Source organism: Pseudomonas sp. FSL R10-0056 (genome assembly GCF_009600105.1).
GTDB classification, from domain to species: domain Bacteria; phylum Pseudomonadota; class Gammaproteobacteria; order Pseudomonadales; family Pseudomonadaceae; genus Aquipseudomonas; species Aquipseudomonas bubulae.
Genome location: NZ_WIWL01000202.1, coordinates 1 through 17080, shown reverse-complemented (window position 1 = coordinate 17080; position 17080 = coordinate 1). Strand labels below are relative to the sequence as shown.

General features: G+C 53.5%; 11 protein-coding genes, 3 pseudogenes and 1 riboswitch. Of the genes and pseudogenes, 8 read left to right on the top strand and 6 right to left on the bottom strand.

All coding sequences use genetic code 11. The annotated features are described in order from the left end of the window. Window positions 1–384 precede the first annotated feature (384 nt). Window positions 385–563, top strand: a pseudogene (locus GHO42_RS18455) (DUF1289 domain-containing protein). A 44-nt stretch (window positions 564–607) separates the two neighbouring features. Here GHO42_RS18455 and chrA (GHO42_RS18450) read toward each other — a convergent pair. Then, window positions 608–1966, bottom strand: coding sequence for a chromate efflux transporter (gene chrA / locus GHO42_RS18450; protein WP_153328462.1), 1359 nt, complete (start codon window positions 1964–1966; stop codon window positions 608–610). A 711-nt stretch (window positions 1967–2677) separates the two neighbouring features. Here chrA (GHO42_RS18450) and GHO42_RS18445 point away from each other — a divergent pair. From GHO42_RS18445 to GHO42_RS18435, 3 genes are all read left to right on the top strand, one after another. Further along, window positions 2678–4165, top strand: a complete 1488-nt coding sequence (locus GHO42_RS18445) for a SulP family inorganic anion transporter (protein WP_153328460.1) — start codon at window positions 2678–2680, stop codon at window positions 4163–4165. Between the two features lie 11 nt (window positions 4166–4176). After that, a complete protein-coding gene (locus tag GHO42_RS18440; protein WP_153328458.1) occupies window positions 4177–5028 on the top strand; it encodes a universal stress protein in 852 nt (283 codons plus the stop codon). 91 nt (window positions 5029–5119) lie between these two features. After that, window positions 5120–5653: an NUDIX hydrolase gene (locus GHO42_RS18435; RefSeq protein ID WP_153328456.1), complete on the top strand. Its 534-nt coding sequence runs from the start codon at window positions 5120–5122 to the stop codon at window positions 5651–5653. Between the two features lie 112 nt (window positions 5654–5765). Here the strand turns inward: GHO42_RS18435 and nhaA are convergent, their stop codons facing one another. Continuing rightward, complete coding sequence (gene nhaA / locus GHO42_RS18430; protein ID WP_153328454.1) at window positions 5766–6968, bottom strand: Na+/H+ antiporter NhaA; 1203 nt, start codon at window positions 6966–6968, stop codon at window positions 5766–5768. A gap of 271 nt (window positions 6969–7239) precedes the next feature. On the opposite strand from nhaA, the gene GHO42_RS18425 reads away from it, so the two are divergent. From GHO42_RS18425 to GHO42_RS18410, 4 genes and pseudogenes are all read left to right on the top strand, one after another. Beyond that, window positions 7240–9450 (top strand): LTA synthase family protein, encoded by a 2211-nt coding sequence (locus GHO42_RS18425; protein WP_178126999.1) that lies wholly within the window; start codon window positions 7240–7242, stop codon window positions 9448–9450. Window positions 9451–9875: 425 nt separating this feature from the next. Further along, entirely contained in the window at window positions 9876–12608 is a 2733-nt protein-coding gene (locus GHO42_RS18420; protein WP_153328450.1) for a cation-transporting P-type ATPase, read from the top strand. A 98-nt stretch (window positions 12609–12706) separates the two neighbouring features. Then, window positions 12707–13683, top strand: a pseudogene (locus GHO42_RS18415) (IS5 family transposase). Between the two features lie 189 nt (window positions 13684–13872). Further along, a complete protein-coding gene (locus GHO42_RS18410) occupies window positions 13873–14307 on the top strand; it encodes a universal stress protein (RefSeq protein ID WP_095019788.1) in 435 nt (144 codons plus the stop codon). Between the two features lie 216 nt (window positions 14308–14523). Here GHO42_RS18410 and ppa read toward each other — a convergent pair whose 3' ends face one another. The 4 genes and pseudogenes from ppa to chrA (GHO42_RS18390) all read right to left on the bottom strand — a co-directional run. Then, complete coding sequence (ppa, locus tag GHO42_RS18405; protein WP_153328448.1) at window positions 14524–15054, bottom strand: inorganic diphosphatase; 531 nt, start codon at window positions 15052–15054, stop codon at window positions 14524–14526. Between the two features lie 2 nt (window positions 15055–15056). Further along, window positions 15057–15209, bottom strand: coding sequence for a hypothetical protein (locus tag GHO42_RS26485; protein ID WP_371926195.1), 153 nt, complete (start codon window positions 15207–15209; stop codon window positions 15057–15059). 10 nt (window positions 15210–15219) lie between these two features. Beyond that, a complete protein-coding gene (gene crcB / locus GHO42_RS18395; protein WP_019822688.1) occupies window positions 15220–15603 on the bottom strand; it encodes a fluoride efflux transporter CrcB in 384 nt (127 codons plus the stop codon). 137 nt (window positions 15604–15740) lie between these two features. Then, window positions 15741–15801: riboswitch (Fluoride riboswitch) on the bottom strand. 72 nt (window positions 15802–15873) lie between these two features. Next, a pseudogene (chrA, locus tag GHO42_RS18390) lies at window positions 15874–16938 on the bottom strand (chromate efflux transporter); the annotation flags it as partial. Window positions 16939–17080: the final 142 nt, after the last annotated feature.

Genomic DNA, 17080 nt, shown 5'->3' with positions numbered 1-17080 from the left:
GTAAGCGACTAAAAAGTTTAAATTTCCAGCGAATCAGTTGGGCAAACCAAATGTCAGTCTGACAGACACCATGTTCCAAATGGCAAGGTGTTGACTCTCTATCCCTTGAGTGAGCTAGATTTCAGCACGATGCGCATGACCTACTTTCTTAAACCGGGAGAAGGTTATCCAGACCAAGCGCATCGGATTCGTGAGCGCTTAAAGCCCGTCCACGAAGTGAGTCACCTCACCGTTGAGTTTCGTGCCGCCTCTCCAAAGTAGCGCTCCATGATGGGGCCCGACGGCCCCTTCGTTGGCTCTTCGATCACGTTTTTTGATAATGACTCAATGTACATCCCCTACATAGGCGCCTAGCGCAACCGTGTGCGGTGCGAGGTAACAGCTTTGGCTAAAGATATTGAGAATCCGTGCATCTGTGCCAGCTCAGTGGCGATCTGTGCGTGAGTTGTGGGCGGAGTAAGGATGACATTCGTAAGTGGAAACGTATGAAGCGACCAGAAAAAATGGCCGCTGTTCAGAGGGCAATTTTGCGGCTGAAAGGCTTGAGGAAAGGGAAAGCATAAGCAAGCCAATATGTCCCCTCGAGAATAGTTGATCAATCGGAATTCTAGCGCAGCAGATGCACAGTCAGACCAGCGAATGCACAAGCTATCAGCACCTGAATTACGCCGCGCTTGAAGCGGAGCAAAGCAATAGCCGCAGCAATTGCGATCAAGGCAGAGGGCCAATCTAGGGTGCCGCTGAACCCTTTGGGCCATAGCACGTGGTAGCCGAAGAAACATGCCAAGTTTAGAATGACCCCAACCACTGCAGCGGTGATCCCTGTGAGCGGTGCGGTGAACTTGAGTTCGTTATGAGTCGCCTCCACCAGAGGGCCTCCAGCGAGAATGAACAAGAACGAAGGCAGCAATGTGAACCAAGTCACTAGAGTCGCTGCGACGGCTCCCGCGAGAAATGCATGATTGGCACCGAACACTTGCAGAACATAGGCGCCGATGAAACCGACAAAAGCCACCACCATGATCAGTGGCCCAGGGGTGGTTTCCCCAAGCGCCAGGCCGTCTATCATCTGTGTTGGGGTCAACCAGCCATAATGACCTACCGCACCTTGGTAGACATACGGGAGCACAGCGTAGGCCCCACCAAAGGTCAGCAACGCGGCCTTGGTAAAGAACCAGCTCATTTGGGTCAAAGGGCCTTCCCAACCAAAGAGAACAGTCAAAATCCCCATAGGTAGTGCCCATAGTGCCGCTCCGATCAAGGCTAGCAATGCCAGTTTCAACCAACTGAATCGTGCATGTTCCGGAGACGGGGTATCGTCATCAATCAAGGCTAAACCGAAGGACTTTTTGGCAGCGCTATGCCCCCCAGTTCTGAACTGCTCGGGCGCCAGACGCCCTCCGATATAGCCGATTAAAGCAGCACTCAGAACGATCAACGGGAATGGAACGTTGAATGCGAAAATTGCCGTAAATGAAGCCGCCGCTATCGCCCACAGGTAGTTATTCTTCAACGCCCGAGAACCGATCCTGTGTGCCGCCTGCACTACGATGGCTGTCACGGCGGGCTTGATCCCATAGAAGAGCCCAGCCACCACGGGTACTTCGCCGAAGGCGATGTACATCCAGGACAGCGCGATCAGGATGAACAACGAGGGTAGTACAAACAGCACTCCGGCGATCACACCTCCCCAAGTTCTATGCATCAGCCAGCCAATGTAGGTCGCCAACTGCTGAGCCTCTGGCCCAGGTAACAACATGCAATAATTGAGGGCATGCAGGAATCTGCGCTCAGAAATCCAGCGCCTGCGCTCCACCAGTTCCTGGTGCAGGATCGAAATCTGCCCTGCTGGCCCACCAAAACTGATGAAACCAATCTTTAGCCAGAACCAGAATGCCTCACGCAAACTGATCGGCTCAGGCCTTGATAGATCCTCTTCAGCCTCTGATTCCAAAACCTTACTCATTGGGTTGTTCCTCTTTCTCAAACCCAGCGAGCAGGCCATCGAAGACGGCGCTTGCGGCAGCTAGCAGATGATCGTCAGCCATGGCGCCTAGCTCTGGAGTTCACCCGTGAAGCGCCCTCTGCACATGACGCAATTGAGGGTGCCAAAGAAGACTTGCGCCGAGACGTGCCTAATGCACGCTTGATCGATGCGGCTCTCGCTCCATCACTGACTGCAGAACACCCTACATGAATGCGTCAGGGGCAACCATCAATCTCCAAAGGCATGAGGCTGTGGTAGATCTAATGTAACCGTCTGGCCAACTCACCCCTCCGCACAAAAATCAGCTCGAACTAGAACGAATGGAAAGTAAAGCCTTTGCCCGCAGGTATATCCATTGGCTAAGCCTGTATCTGGCGTAGCTCATGCGGAGCTTGGCAGCAGGTCGCCATTGACGTCGGCTTCGTTGTATACTGCTGGCTCTGCATACCTTTGAGCTACAGGAACATCAGCATGACTGTACTCCAAACGATCTACTGGCAGCCTACGCCGCCTTAGCGCTACGCCCCCTCGCAACAACCTGCTTCCGCTAGCCTCGCTCGCGGGTGCGCACTGCTGTACGCCTGGTTATACGCCTTAAGCACACAGCAAAAAAATCCTCAAAATTTGAATTTGTATCGATTCGCTCGCCATTCCCTTGGCGTGCGCGATGCTTTGCCTTGGATATTTTCTATGCTGCAAAAACTTAGACAAACGTGGTTTTCCAACGTCCGTGGAGATGTGCTCGCGGGGCTCGTAGTCGCACTTGCGCTGATCCCTGAAGCCATCGCCTTTTCCATCATCGCCGGCGTTGACCCAAAGGTCGGACTTTACGCCTCCTTCTGTATCTGTGCTGTTATCGCCTTTGTCGGTGGTCGTCCCGGCATGATCTCGGCGGCTACCGGCGCCATGGCACTGCTCATGGTTACTCTGGTTAAAGAGCACGGACTTCAGTATCTGCTTGCAGCCACGTTGCTCTGTGGGGTACTTCAAATTCTCGCGGGTTACCTGAAGCTAGGTTCACTTATGCGCTTTGTCTCTCGCTCTGTGGTCACGGGTTTTGTGAACGCCTTGGCGATTCTGATTTTTATGGCGCAGTTGCCGGAACTTACGAATGTCACTTGGCACGTCTATGCCATGACCGCAGCAGGCCTCGGGATCATCTACCTGTTCCCATACGTACCGAAGATCGGCAAGCTGATTCCGTCACCGTTGGTGTGCATCCTGACGCTGACTGCCGTCGCCATTTACCTCGGTTTGGATATCCGCACCGTCGGTGACATGGGCCAACTGCCTGACACGCTCCCGATCTTCCTCTGGCCTGAAGTACCGCTGAATTTTGAAACCCTGCGTATCATTTTCCCGTACTCGGCTGCCTTGGCCGTAGTGGGTCTACTCGAGTCAATGATGACCGCGACCATCGTCGACGATCTGACCGATACCACCAGCAATAAAAACCGCGAGTGCAAAGGCCAGGGTGTGGCCAACATCGCTGCCGGCATGCTTGGCGGCATGGCAGGTTGCGCCATGATCGGCCAATCGATCATCAACGTGAAATCCGGTGGTCGTACCCGTCTCTCAACATTGTGCGCCGGCGTTTTCCTGCTGCTGATGGTGGTGTTTCTTGGCGAATGGCTCTCCAAAATCCCTATGGCGGCACTCGTAGCTGTGATGATTATGGTGTCCATCGGCACGTTTAGCTGGGATTCCTTGCGCAATCTGAAAAAGCATCCGCTGTCGACCAACCTCGTGATGGTGGCGACCGTCGTGGTCGTCGTGGCCACTCACAACCTAGCCTATGGCGTACTGGTAGGTGTGTTGCTGGCTTCGCTGTTCTTTGCCAATAAGGTTGGGCACTACCTGGATATCAAGAGCACTCTGGAAGAGACGGAATCGCATCGGACTTACCACGTCGTGGGCCAGGTGTTCTTTAGCTCTGCGGACAAGTTCACTGAAGTCTTTGACTTCAAGGAAGCTCTCAACAAAGTCACCATCGATCTCACACAGGCGCATTTCTGGGATATCACTGCCGTCGCAGCGCTGGATAAGGTCGTGATCAAGTTCCGTCGTGAAGGCGCTGAGGTTGAAGTGCTCGGTCTCAATGAAGCCAGCGCAACAATCGTTGACCGCTTCGGTGTGCATGACAAACCCGGTGCCATCGACAAGCTCATGAGCCACTAAGGAGAACGACAATGACCCACGTAATGGCATGCATTGATAACTCACAATCCTCATTGGCGGTCTGCGATTACGCAGCATGGGCCTCGCAACGACTCAGCGCTCCCCTGACCTTGCTTCATGTGCTGGATAAGGAGAAATATCCTGCATCCGCAGACCTCAGCGGCAATATCGGTCTCGGTAGCAGAGAACATCTAATGGAGGAGTTGGCCACGTTGGATGCGCAGCGTGCAAAACTGGCCTTGGAGCATGGGCAGCACATGCTTGAAAAAGCTCGCGAGCGAACAGTCCTCTCTGGCGCCATGTCACCTGATCTGAAGCAGCGCCATGGCCATCTCGTCGAGAGCCTGAGCGATCTCCAAGACGATATTCGATTACTGGTGATTGGAAGAGTCGGTGAGGACAGCACGCGCAGTGCCCAAAGTCTTGGCACCCAGATTGAAGCGGTAGTCCGAACTATCCACCGCCCCATCCTGATTACAACCAGCCATTTCAGGAAACCTGAAACGGTCATGGTGGCATTTGACGGCAGCGCTACAGGCCACAAGACCGTACAGATGATTGCTTCAAGCCCGCTGTGCGAAGGCCTGCCAATTCATATCGTCATGGTTGGTAAGGACTCTGAAGAAAATCAGAACGAGCTGGAGAAAGCACGAGCCACATTTGCCTCTTCTGGCTCGTTGGTGCATGCCGAGATCCGCCCAGGCGAAGTGGAGTCGGTACTTCATGCATATCAGGCAGAGCAAGGCATTGACCTCTTGGTCATGGGGGCGTACGGGCACTCTCGCATCAGGCAGTTTCTGGTAGGCAGCACGACCACGACGATGCTGCGAACATCCACTTTACCCGTATTGCTGCTTCGCTGAGCCAATTCCATTGGCCACAGTATTTCCAGAACTGCGGAAATGCCGTGGCCACCCTGGACGATGACTACTGATCTTGCCGTAACGAGACCACATGCAACTCATAACTGAAATTGTTCACCCCGAGCTGAAATCCAAACAGGGCAGAGTATTCCGTCGACATGCAGCACGCGGCATCGTGATTCGGGATGATCAGATCCTGTTGCTGTTCACCGAGCGCTATAACGACTTCAGCTTTCCTGGAGGCGGTCTTGATGGTGACGAGGACATTGTCACAGGCCTGAGGCGTGAGCTTGAGGAAGAGACTGGTGCCCGTGAAATACAGGTACTCCAGCACTACGGTTATATCGAGGAGTACCGGCCCTACTGGAAGCCACAGTACGATCTGATGCACATGACCTCGCATTTTTATCAATGCGAAGTCGCGCCCCAGCTAGAGCCCGTGAGAATGGAAAGCCACGAAATCGCTAATGGTATGCGGCCTGTCTGGATCAACCTGCATGAAGCCATAACGCATAATGAAGCCGTGATGCAGCGTCAGGAGTCATCGATGGGGCAGTCAATTCAGCGCGAAACGTTCATGCTGAAAAAAGTCGCGTCCGAGTTGATGCCGCCAATCAGCCTTTGAGGGGCTATCTCAGCAGCTTGTGGCGTAAAGCACGATGACCTCACTTCGCGAGACGATGTTCCAGCCACAGGATTTCTGTCTGGGAGAAACTCCGTGGCCGGCTCGCTTACGCTTATTTAGAGACCGTGGCGGCGACAATGGCGGGCCCAGCGCTGCGTCGCAAAATCAGGACTCCACCGATTGCAGCCAAGGTCGAACCGATCAACACACCGACTTTTACTTCGTCGATCAGGTGAGCTGATCCAGCAAACGCCAGGTTTCCGATGAACAGGCTCATGGTAAAGCCGATGCCACACAAGAGCGCAACGCCGTAAAGCTGTCCCCAATTGCTGCCTTCCGGCAGTTTGGCCAAGCCCATACGAATGGCCAGAGCAGCCAATAGGAAAATGCCAATCTGCTTGCCCACCAACAAGCCGAGCGCAACACCCAGCGGAACCGGATCGACTAGGTTTTCCATCGAAATACCGGCCAATGAAACACCCGCGTTGGCGAAGCCGAAAATCGGCACCACAGCGAATGCTACCCACATGTGCAGCTTCTCTTCTAGGAAGAGCAGTGGAGACCTGGCTTCCTCTTCTGGCTTGCCCATTGGGACACACAGTGCAACGGCAACACCCGCAAGAGTGGCATGCACCCCCGACTGCAGCACGAAGAACCACAGCACACCACCGACCAGCATATATGGGAATAATCGTCTGACGCCCAATCGATTCATTACGATCAGAATGACCAGGGTTGCGAGCGATGCCAGCAACATCGGCATGGAAAGACCAGTGGTGTAGAAAAAGGCGATGATAACCACAGCACCCAGGTCGTCAATGATCGCCAAGGCAGCGAGGAAGACCTTCAGCGACGTAGGGACTCGCTTCCCCAGCAACGACAAGACGCCCAAGGCGAATGCGATGTCGGTAGCGGCTGGAATAGCCCACCCCTTCAACGTCTCAGAATTACCCCAGTTGATTGCGATGTAAATAAGCGCAGGCACAACCATGCCACCGACGGCACCAAATCCAGGCAAGGCGCGCTGTCCCCAAGTGGAGAGCCCTCCTGCCAGAACCTCTCTCTTGATCTCGAGTCCGACCATCAGGAAGAAGATCGCCATCAAGCCATCATTGACCCAATGCTCGACAGACATGCCCAACCAGACACTGTGCAAGGCTGCAAAATAACTTTGCGAGAGAGGCGAGTTGGCCACGATTAGTGCCGCGAGTGCTGCGCCCATCAGCACAAGACCGCCAGCGGACTCCGACGACAGGAAGCGAGCCAGAATCGCGGCTGCTCTAGGGGTTTCGGCTTTAGCTTGATGATTAGTCATCAACGTCCTTTGGATCACTTGAAAGGTAATATATTAACACTTGGCCCATACATGCGCGGCGGGGTTAAACAGCCTGAAACAGTTAATGCTGAAGGGCATAGTCAGCGAGCATTCCTCAACGCAAGCCTCTGAAATAGGGCTTACGTCCAAGCACCAATGCCGTCACTGACTCGATCCACCGTCTCCTTTTCGAATAACCCGATGAGTCGTCCCACTGCTTGATACCATCCAGCACACTTATATGAAGATTTAATGTCTGGAAGGCCTTTGCGTGAACGTTATCCATCGCTGGTTAAGTCAACCCCGTGCACGTCTCATCGCCTTGATCGGACTGGTTCTGATCATGCCTTTGTGCCTGCGTGCAGCTCTGGGTTGGTCGAATCCACTTGGCTATCTTTCAGATCTGGGAATTGCGAGCCTGCTCATCGTACTCTTGCATCGCTGTCATTGGTGGTTAGCGCTACCGGTATTGCTGGCATGGGGGCTTATGACTCTGGCGACTGCCGAACTGGTCAGCGCGGTCGGTAGGCTTCCCAACTCATTAGACCTGCACTACCTGATCGACCCTCAGTTTTTGGAAAACTCTACCGGGGGTGGTTTCGCCCAGCCTTGGCTGGCCGCTACTCTGTTTCTTGGGCTGGTGATTTGGCTGGTCACGCAGTACCTAGGACGCTCCGCTACGTCTCCGAGCTTGCCACGAAACGCGTGGGCAGCACCGCTACTGCTGTTGATCACCCATTGGGGGGCTCAGCACCTGTACCCCTCAGAAGAAGACCAGTGGCGCTTGTTCAACCTGCCACATCAGTTGATGGCCGCGAGCGTTGGCGATGTTCAGGCAAGCGCAGAAGAGTGGCTGGAGCGTGATGTTGTCGATGTCCCACCGCAAATGACGGGGCTTACTCAACTCGATCTGGACGGACAGAAATTGCTCGCGGCACCAGGGCGTGCGCGAAATGTGTTGATCATCGCGCTGGAAGGTATTCCTGGTGCCTACGTTGGCATCAACCGCCAAGCCCTGCACAGCAGCTATCAAGAAAATCTCATGCCCAACCTCAGTCGCTGGGCAGAACGCGGAATGAATACGCCGGATTATGTACTGCATAGCCATCAAACCATTCGCGGCCTTTACGCTATGCTTTGCGGCGATTACGACAAACTGGACAACGGAACGCCCAAGGGGGTTGAGATGTTGACCCAGAACGAACGGAACAAGGCGTGCCTCCCAGCCCAACTGCACAAGAACGGATTCGCCACGCACTACCTTCAGGGTGCAGGCCTTAGATTCATGGCCAAAGACAAGATCATGCCGCACATTGGCTTCGATGCTACCCACGGCTTGGAATGGTTCACCAATAGCAACTATCTAGATTTTCCTTGGGGCAAAGACGACAAGGCGTTCTTCGAAGGGGCACTCGACTACGTCGGCCAGCTGAAAAAGCAGAATAAACCATGGATGCTGACCCTGCTGACCGTTGGCACCCACCAACCCTATTCGGCCCCTCAGGACTATCTTGAGCGCTACGACACACCCAAGCAGGCTGCCGTCGGATATCTGGATGATGCCCTAGGGCAATTCCTCAACGGCCTGGAACGCCAAGGCATCTTGAAAAACACCTTGGTGGTGATCACCTCGGACGAATCTCACGGAATTGATGGAGTGCGCCTAGCTTCCTCTTGGGGTTTCAATCTGATGTTAGCGCCCGAGCAGGATCAGTTGCCCAAGGTAAAGTCTGGGGTCTACGGGCATGTCGATCTGAGTGCCTCAATACTCGACTATTTCGCCTTACCTGTCCCCTCAGCCTTGAGCGGTCGCTCGCTGTTTCGTGACTATGAAACAGGCCGCGAGATCATGTCGTTCACCAACGACAAGCTGCGTTATCACGATGGCCAAGGCACCTTGATCGAGTGTGACTTTCAACAGCGTTGCAGGAATTACAATAGCGCAGGGTTCATTGCCGACCACGCTACCCTTGCTGGACAGTACGGGGGCAAACGAGCACGAGAAATCACATCAAAAGCCTCGGCGCTGGATCATTCGCTGATCCGGACACCGTTGAACCAGCACTACCAGTTCGGCAGTCCCACCATCATCCCGCTTCAGGCACAGATCAAGGATGACTGGGCTGACAACCTGATCGGTGCTCAGTATCTGGAAATGCCCAAGGGCTCACAAACACGCGTGCGCCTGACCGTGCGCTCTTTAGATCCACAGCAGAACGCCTACATCCTGCTGAAAGCCAAGGAGTTGGAGCAGGATGTGCCACTGGGGCTGCCAGCAGAAATGGTCGTCACTGCCGATCAGCCGCTGGAGATGGACTTCAGCTTCGATAATACGCAGCCGCGTAAAGCGTTCTCGTTCCACCTGCTTGGCTATGGGCTAGGTGCCGTTGAAGTGAGTGACTTCAGCGTTATTACCGAGCTGCTAGAAGCACCGGAGGCGCTGGAAGAGTCCCAGGTTGATAACGTAGCTAAATCAAGTTAGGGCGCTATGCATAACTGGGATTAAGTTGAAGGCATTAATATTCCGGGTTTAACAAGGCAACACAGGAATATTGCAAAAACTGCATGCCATATAGTGAATAAACAGAGTTTTCTTAAAAGCAGCAGTAGTATTTATGCCTCCCCGTTTTTGCTTCGCGCAGTGCTCGGCTGCATGCAATATTAGATAAAAATCTAGAAGATTAAACTTCTCACCAAAACATTTTGTCACATTAATTGCTGCTGATAGTTTGATCTACATCAGTAATTGCCAACCGGTTGATTGCGTTACATCTATAGTTCCTGTCAGCTAGAAGGAACTATAGGATGTAAGACCGAAAATAATGTTTTCAGCCTTATATTCCCACGCTCGCTCATGATCACCTCAGCCCGTCTCACTTGAGCTGTGTGCACAGGAGATACTCATTGATGAAGCAGGTGGTCGACGCATCAACGGGGCAAACACCAATCCCTCCGCATTCCGTGGCCTGGCACTCCCTACCTGCAGAGCAGGTGACAAACCTGCTTGAGGTCAATGAGCATGTCGGGCTGGAGGCCGCCGAAGTTCAAGCCCGGCTTGACCGCACTGGTTTCAATCGTTTGCCAGAAGCCGCACGGCGACCCGCCTGGCTGCGATTCATGCTGCAATTTCACAACATTCTGATTTATGTGCTTCTAGGATCCGCTGCGATTACCGCGATGCTGCAGCATCTGTGGGATACGGTGGTGATTCTGGCGGTGGTCATTGCAAACGCAATCATTGGCTACGTCCAGGAAGGCAAAGCGGAAAAAGCCATGGACGCTATCCGGCAGATGCTGGCACCGCACGCCGCCGTGATTCGCGCAGGCCAACGCTTAAGTATTGTGGGCGAGGAGCTAGTACCGGGCGATATCGTATTGCTGGAGGCGGGAGACAAAGTCCCTGCTGATTTACGCCTGCTGCACGCGAACAGACTACAGATTCAAGAAGCCATTCTTACAGGTGAATCCGTACCAGTAGAGAAACATACCCAGCCAGTGGGCCTCGAATCAGCCTTGGGTGATCGTACTTGCATGGCGTTCAGCGGCACACTCGTGACATGCGGACAAGCTACAGGGGTTGTAGTTGCTACCGCAGCAGCAGCTGAGATCGGACGCATCAGTACGCTACTTGCTGGAGTAGAAACGCTGACAACTCCGCTGGTGCAGCAAATGAACGTCTTTGCACGTTGGCTGACGATCTTGATCTTGTTAGTCGGCGGCCTTTTGCTCGTGTTTGGCCATTATGTTGGGCACTACGAGTTCACCGAGATCTTCATGGTAGTGGTTGGTATGTCGGTAGCGGCGATACCTGAAGGGCTGCCCGCCGTCCTTACCATTACGCTAGCTGTCGGCGTTCGGGCAATGGCTAGCCGCAACGCCATCGTGCGTCGCTTGCCTGCCATCGAGACGCTCGGCTCGGTATCCGTCATCTGTACTGACAAGACCGGGACACTCACCCGCAACGAAATGATGGTGGCATCGGTCGTGACGAACGATCTCATCTTCACGGTTGATGGTGCAGGTTATCAGCCAGCGGGAAGCATCAATCTTGCCGATCAGTTAATCGACATATCGTCTCACCCCGCGCTCTCAGAATTGGGGCGAGCAGCAGGTCTTTGCAACGATGCCTCGCTGCGCCTGCATGAGGATGTATGGACGGTGGAGGGTGATCCGATGGAGGGGGCCTTGCTGGCGTTTTCCGGAAAAGCTGGAATCGATAGCGATGAAGATCATCGTACCTGGCCACGAACCGATGCCATTCCGTTTGACGCGAAACACCGCTTCATGGCGACCCTGCATCACAATCATGATCGACATGCCTCTATCTATGTGAAGGGCGCGCCAGAGCAAATACTGGCCATGAGTACGCAGCAGCTCGTAAACGCCGGCGGGACTGAACCGCTCAATGCGCACTACTGGCACGAACAGGCAAACGCCATTGCTGCCAAGGGGCAGCGTGTATTGGCGTTTGCCGCTAGATCAGTTCAGCCAGAGCACACCGTGTTGGAGTTTGGGGACGTGCAAGGGAAGCTAACCTTGTTGGGTATGGTCGGGCTAATTGATCCGCCGAGACCCGAGACGATAGAGGCCGTTCAACAATGCCAGGCGGCGGGCATTGTCGTAAAAATGATCACTGGCGATCATGGCGGCACCGCCGCCGCAATCGGTCGGCAGATTGGCTTGCAAAATCCCGACAATGTGCTCACCGGTATAGACCTGGACTCTATGAACGATGCCGCCCTCAAGGAGGCGGTAAAGGAAGTCAATATCTTTGCTCGTACCAGCCCTGAACATAAGCTCAGGTTGGTCATGCTGCTGCAGTCGAATGGCATGACAGTGGCAATGACGGGCGATGGCGTTAATGACGCACCAGCGCTAAAGCGTGCCGATGCTGGCATCGCTATGGGGGGGAAAGGTAGTGACGCCGCCAGGGAAGCTGCCGACCTGGTGCTGGCTGATGACAACTTCGCGTCCATCGTTGCTGCAGTGCGCGAGGGGCGTACAGTCTACGACAATATTAAGAAAGTCCTGAGCTGGACGCTTCCCACAAGCGCGGGTGAAGCCATGACCATCATCGTGGCCCTGCTCCTCGGCCTTACACTGCCGGTCACGGCGATACAGATTCTGTGGATTAATCTTATTACCGCAGTAACGCTCGGCATCGCATTGGCGTTCGAGCCTACCGAAGAAAACACAATGCGCAGACCGCCCCGTTCCCGCAAGGAGCCACTCATAAGCGGTGCGTTGGTTTGGCATATGGTGCTTGTTTCTATTCTGTTCCTCTGTGGTGTTTACGGCATTTTTTCGTATGCGCTCGACCGTGGCTACTCCGTGGAGTTGGCCCGAACCATCGCGGTGAATACGCTAGTCGTGATGGAAATTTTCCATCTGTTCTTTATTCGTAATCTCTACAGCACATCGCTCACCTGGAAGGGCATTCGTGGCACCAAGGTCGTGTGGATGACCGTCGCAGTGGTTACCTTGGCCCAGTTCGCCATCACCTACGCGCCACCTCTGCAAAAGGTGTTTGCCACAGAAGCGATCCCCTTCCTTGATGGCCTACTTATCATCGGGGTCGGTGTTGCGCTCTTTGCGATCATCGAGATTGAAAAACAGATTCGAATCCGCCTGTCCGAGTAGAACTGATTGCAAGCTGGCAATCCCCTAAGGAAACTCTGAAAAAGACTTCCCAATCTGGTGAAATACCTGCCTCGCACAAACTGAACGGTTGAGCCCCGATGAAACAGATGTCCTTCGCCGATGCCGAGTATGCCGGTAAACGTAAGCAGACCCGCCGTGAACGCTTCTTGATCGAGATGGATCAAGTGGTGCCCTGGAAGGGCCTGATTGCCTTGATCGAACCGCATTATCCAAAAGGTGAAGGCGGTCGTCCGGCCTATCCGTTGATGGCGATGTTGCGCGTTCATTTGATGCAGAACTGGTTCGGCTATAGCGATCCGGCGATGGAGGAATCGCTGTATGAAACGACGATCCTGCGCCAGTTCGCGGGCTTGAATCTGGATCGGATTCCCGATGAAACCACGATTCTCAATTTCCGTCGCTTGTTGGAAAAACATGAATTGGCGGGCGGAATTTTTCAGGTCATCAACGGCTATCTGGGCGACCGTGGTTTGATGTTGCGTCAAGGCACGGTGGTCGATGCGACGATCATTCACGCGCCGAGTTCGACCAAGAACAAGGACGGTAAACGCGACCCTGAGATGCATCAGACGAAGAAAGGAAACCAATATTTCTTCGGGATGAAAGCGCACATCGGCGTCGACGCCGAATCGGGCTTGGTGCATAGCTGGTGGGCACTGCGGCGAATGTGGCGGACGTCACGCAGGTCGATCAGTTACTGCATGGCGAGGAAACTTATGTGTGTGGCGACGCCGGTTACACCGGCGTGGACAAACGTCCCGAGCATCAGGATCGCCAGATGATCTGGTCGATTGCGGCCCGCCCAAGCAGCTATAAAAAACACGGAAAAAAGAGTTTGATTGGGCGTATGCGCCGCAAGATCGAATACGCAAAAGCGCAGGTGCGGGCCAAGGTTGAGCACCCGTTTCGGGTGATCAAGCGCCAGTTTGGTTATACGAAAGTGCGCTTTCGTGGTCAGGCGAAAAACATCGCGCAGCAGGCGACGTTGTTTGCCTTATCGAACCTGTGGATGGTTCGAAAACGGTTGATGGGTATGGGCGAGGTACGCGCGTAATGAGGGTCGATGGCCCTGAAAAGGCACGATTATTGGAAGTAATCATGGATTAAGAGCCAAAAAGGTCTGATTTTTTCGATCAACTTGGTTTTTTTGAACCTCAGGCAGCGAGGGCATCAAAAGTCGGCGGGTACTTCAGACCTTCCCTAACGACAAGCATCTTCATGCCACTGAAAGAGGATTTAGAAAATGCATAAAATACTTGTAGCTGTCGATGGCTCCGAGCACTCGGAGCGCGCAGTGCGTTACCTTATTGGGCTAATCCAAGATGGCGGATTACTGGGCGGTAGTGTTGAGGTACATCTGGTGAATGTACAGCCACTGTTACCAACTCGAATTGCACACGACATGAGAGCGGATGAGATTGATCGTTACTACGGTGATAAAAGTGCTGAGAGCTCACAAAAAGCTGGTGTGCTTCTGAAGCAGGAAGGGGTTGCATTTACACTTCACACCTTACAAGGCGATGCAGCAAGCCAAATCGTGGCGTGCTCACACTCTTTAGGATGTAACAACATCATCCTAGGCTCACATGGCAACGGCTTTCTTGCAGGGATTTTTCTGGGCTCTGTCGCGGCAAAGGTGATTCAGCTCTCAGATATACCAATCACCTTAGTCAAATAGGAAATCGTCAAATGCATGCTAGCGCGACCCCATAAGTGGGTTATCAAAGGCCGATATTCTGGAATGACTTTGATTGAGTTGAGTCATGCGCAGCATAGCCATCCACTTTTCTATGCGTGTGGTTCCCTCGACATTTGATGTCCCGAGCGACTGAGAGGCAAATCACTTGCCCCTCAGTTCTGACTCCCGGCGGATGCTTTCAATTTGGAGTGAAACCTACTTGGGAATATACGCAGCTACCGACTTGCGAATCTCTTCCCGCGCCTCATCCGCGCTCCCCCAACGCCCCATCTTCACCCACTTACCCAGCTCCAATGCTTTGTAGTTTTCAAAGAAGTGCTGGATCTGTGCGAGGAGTAGCGCAGGGAGGTCTGAGCACTCCTTTACGTCGTTGTACATCGAGCTGAGTTTTTCATGAGGCACAGCGATCACCTTGGCATCCGCTCCGGCTTCGTCAGTCATGTACATCACACCCACCGGGCGACTGCGGATTACAACTCCAGGTGAGACGGGATAAGGGCAAACCACCAGGACGTCAAGAGGATCTCCGTCATCGCTCAACGTATTTGGAATGAACCCGTAGTTGGCCGGATAGAACATCGGTGTGCTTAGGAAGCGGTCAACGAAGATCTGTCTGCTCTGCTTGTCGACCTCGTACTTGATCGGCGAGTGGTTTGCAGGGATCTCAATAACTGTGAAGAAGTCATCGGGGATCGCGTTACCAGCAGGAATGTCCGCGTAGCTCATGTTCATACCTCCGATGTTGTAGAAGTGGTTGCGTCGGACGGATCTCTCCCAAGTGGGCTCATTTCTTTTGGCAAATCGACTATCCATTCGCCTAACATCATTCCCTGATAGCGACGGTTATGTTGAGTAAAGAAAACGACCATAAAGCCTTTCATGTCTATCTCCTCAGCGAGTACCAATCACTTGGTATGAAAGAAGCCCTGCAGCGGTCATCGCCAACGAACCAACCACGTGCAACGAAATTGAGCCAAGCGCCCAGAGCAGTTTTCCCTCCTGAATCAAGGTGACTGTTTCGGCTGAAAATGTAGAAAAAGTGGTAAGACCACCACAAAATCCGGTGATGATCAGGAGGCGCCATTCAGGGCTGAGCGAAGGCGATGCAGCCAAGAAGGCGATGGTCAGCCCTATGAGATAACCCCCGACCATGTTCGCGACTACTGTCCCGGGAGGAATCGTAGGAAATAGAGCGTTCAGCTTTATACCCAAAAGCCAGCGTAACCAAGCACCAACTGAGGCGCCGATGGCAATGACGATCAATGATTTCAGCATGGCGAGCACTCCTTACCAAACCTGGAGGGCCAAGCATGCAGAGGGACAGCGCTGTAAGATGGGCGAAGCACGAAAAGTAAGATCATATCCTGTCCTAAATTAGGGACAGGGAAGCACACCTACGCACCCTGTCCAGGGTTCACGTAGGCATCATCAGCACAAGGCGGTTAAAGGAGGAATGCCATCTCCTGATAAGATCCTATAGCATCCGCGCTACTGACATCAATAACCTCCTCTACAGATCAAGATACCTTTGGCTGATGCTTGCTTTCAAAGTACACCGCTGAGCCACCATCCAAGCATTCCACTGCCCAAGACGACTACCCATGGGGGAACCCTCCAAAACATTAGGGCGACAAGGGCTATCAGCGCCAAACTGAAGTCTTGAGGTTTCAAAATTGCACTCGTCCAGACTGGGTTATATAAGGTCGCCAAGAGTAGCCCTACTACTCCCGCATTAATTCCTGCAAGGGCCGATTGGGTGCGAAAACTATGTCGTAGTTGCTCCCAGAATGGCAGCACGCCGATTACGAGTAGGAATGAAGGTGCGAAGATAGCGACCAGGCATACCGTAGCTCCGATCCAACCAGAGGGTTGGGCGTTCATGGACGCTCCGAGAAATGCTGCGAAGGTAAAGAGCGGGCCCGGTACGGCCTGTGCTAAGCCATACCCAGCAATGAATGTGTCGTTGGTTACCCATCCGTTGAATACGGTCGCAGACTGAAGTAACGGTAGTACAACATGCCCCCCTCCAAAAACTAATGACCCTGCTCGGAAAAAGGCATTCGTCATAGCTAGTGCTTCAGAGGGCCAAACCTGGATCAAAAATGGTAGGCCTACCAATAAGCCAAAGAACACCACCAACGATACCAGACCTACTTTTCGGCTAACTGATATTGGAAGGGGCTCAGCAGTATGCTGTTGAGCAGGCTTGAAAAGCATCAGACCGATGACAGCACTGCAGATAATCACGGCGATCTGCCCCCAGGCATTTGGCCAGATGAGTGCTGCGCAAGCTGCAAACACAGCGATGGTTACCCTGGGCACATCAGTACAAATATTGCGCGCCATTCCCCAGACGGCTTGAGCAACAACAGCAACCGCGACGATCTTAAGTCCGTGCAAAAGACCGCTTGGGAATGCATTTCCCCACGCGGACATCCCTTGCGCAAACAAAACGAGGATTATTGCCGATGGCAGTGTAAACCCAGCCCACGCGGCAACTGCTCCAGAGAAACCAGCACGCGATAGCCCCAAACCTATGCCTACCTGGCTACTGGCAGGCCCTGGCAGAAACTGGCACAGGGCGACCAAATCGATATAACTGCGCTCACTGGTATGCGTCCAGCCAAGTCACCTTCCGAACTCCAGCATTAAGGGCGATGGTGTCCGCGTATTTTTGATCTGACCCCGAAATGTTGGACATCAACATTGGGGGGTGTCATGAAAAAGTACACAGAGCAGGCGAAATTATTGG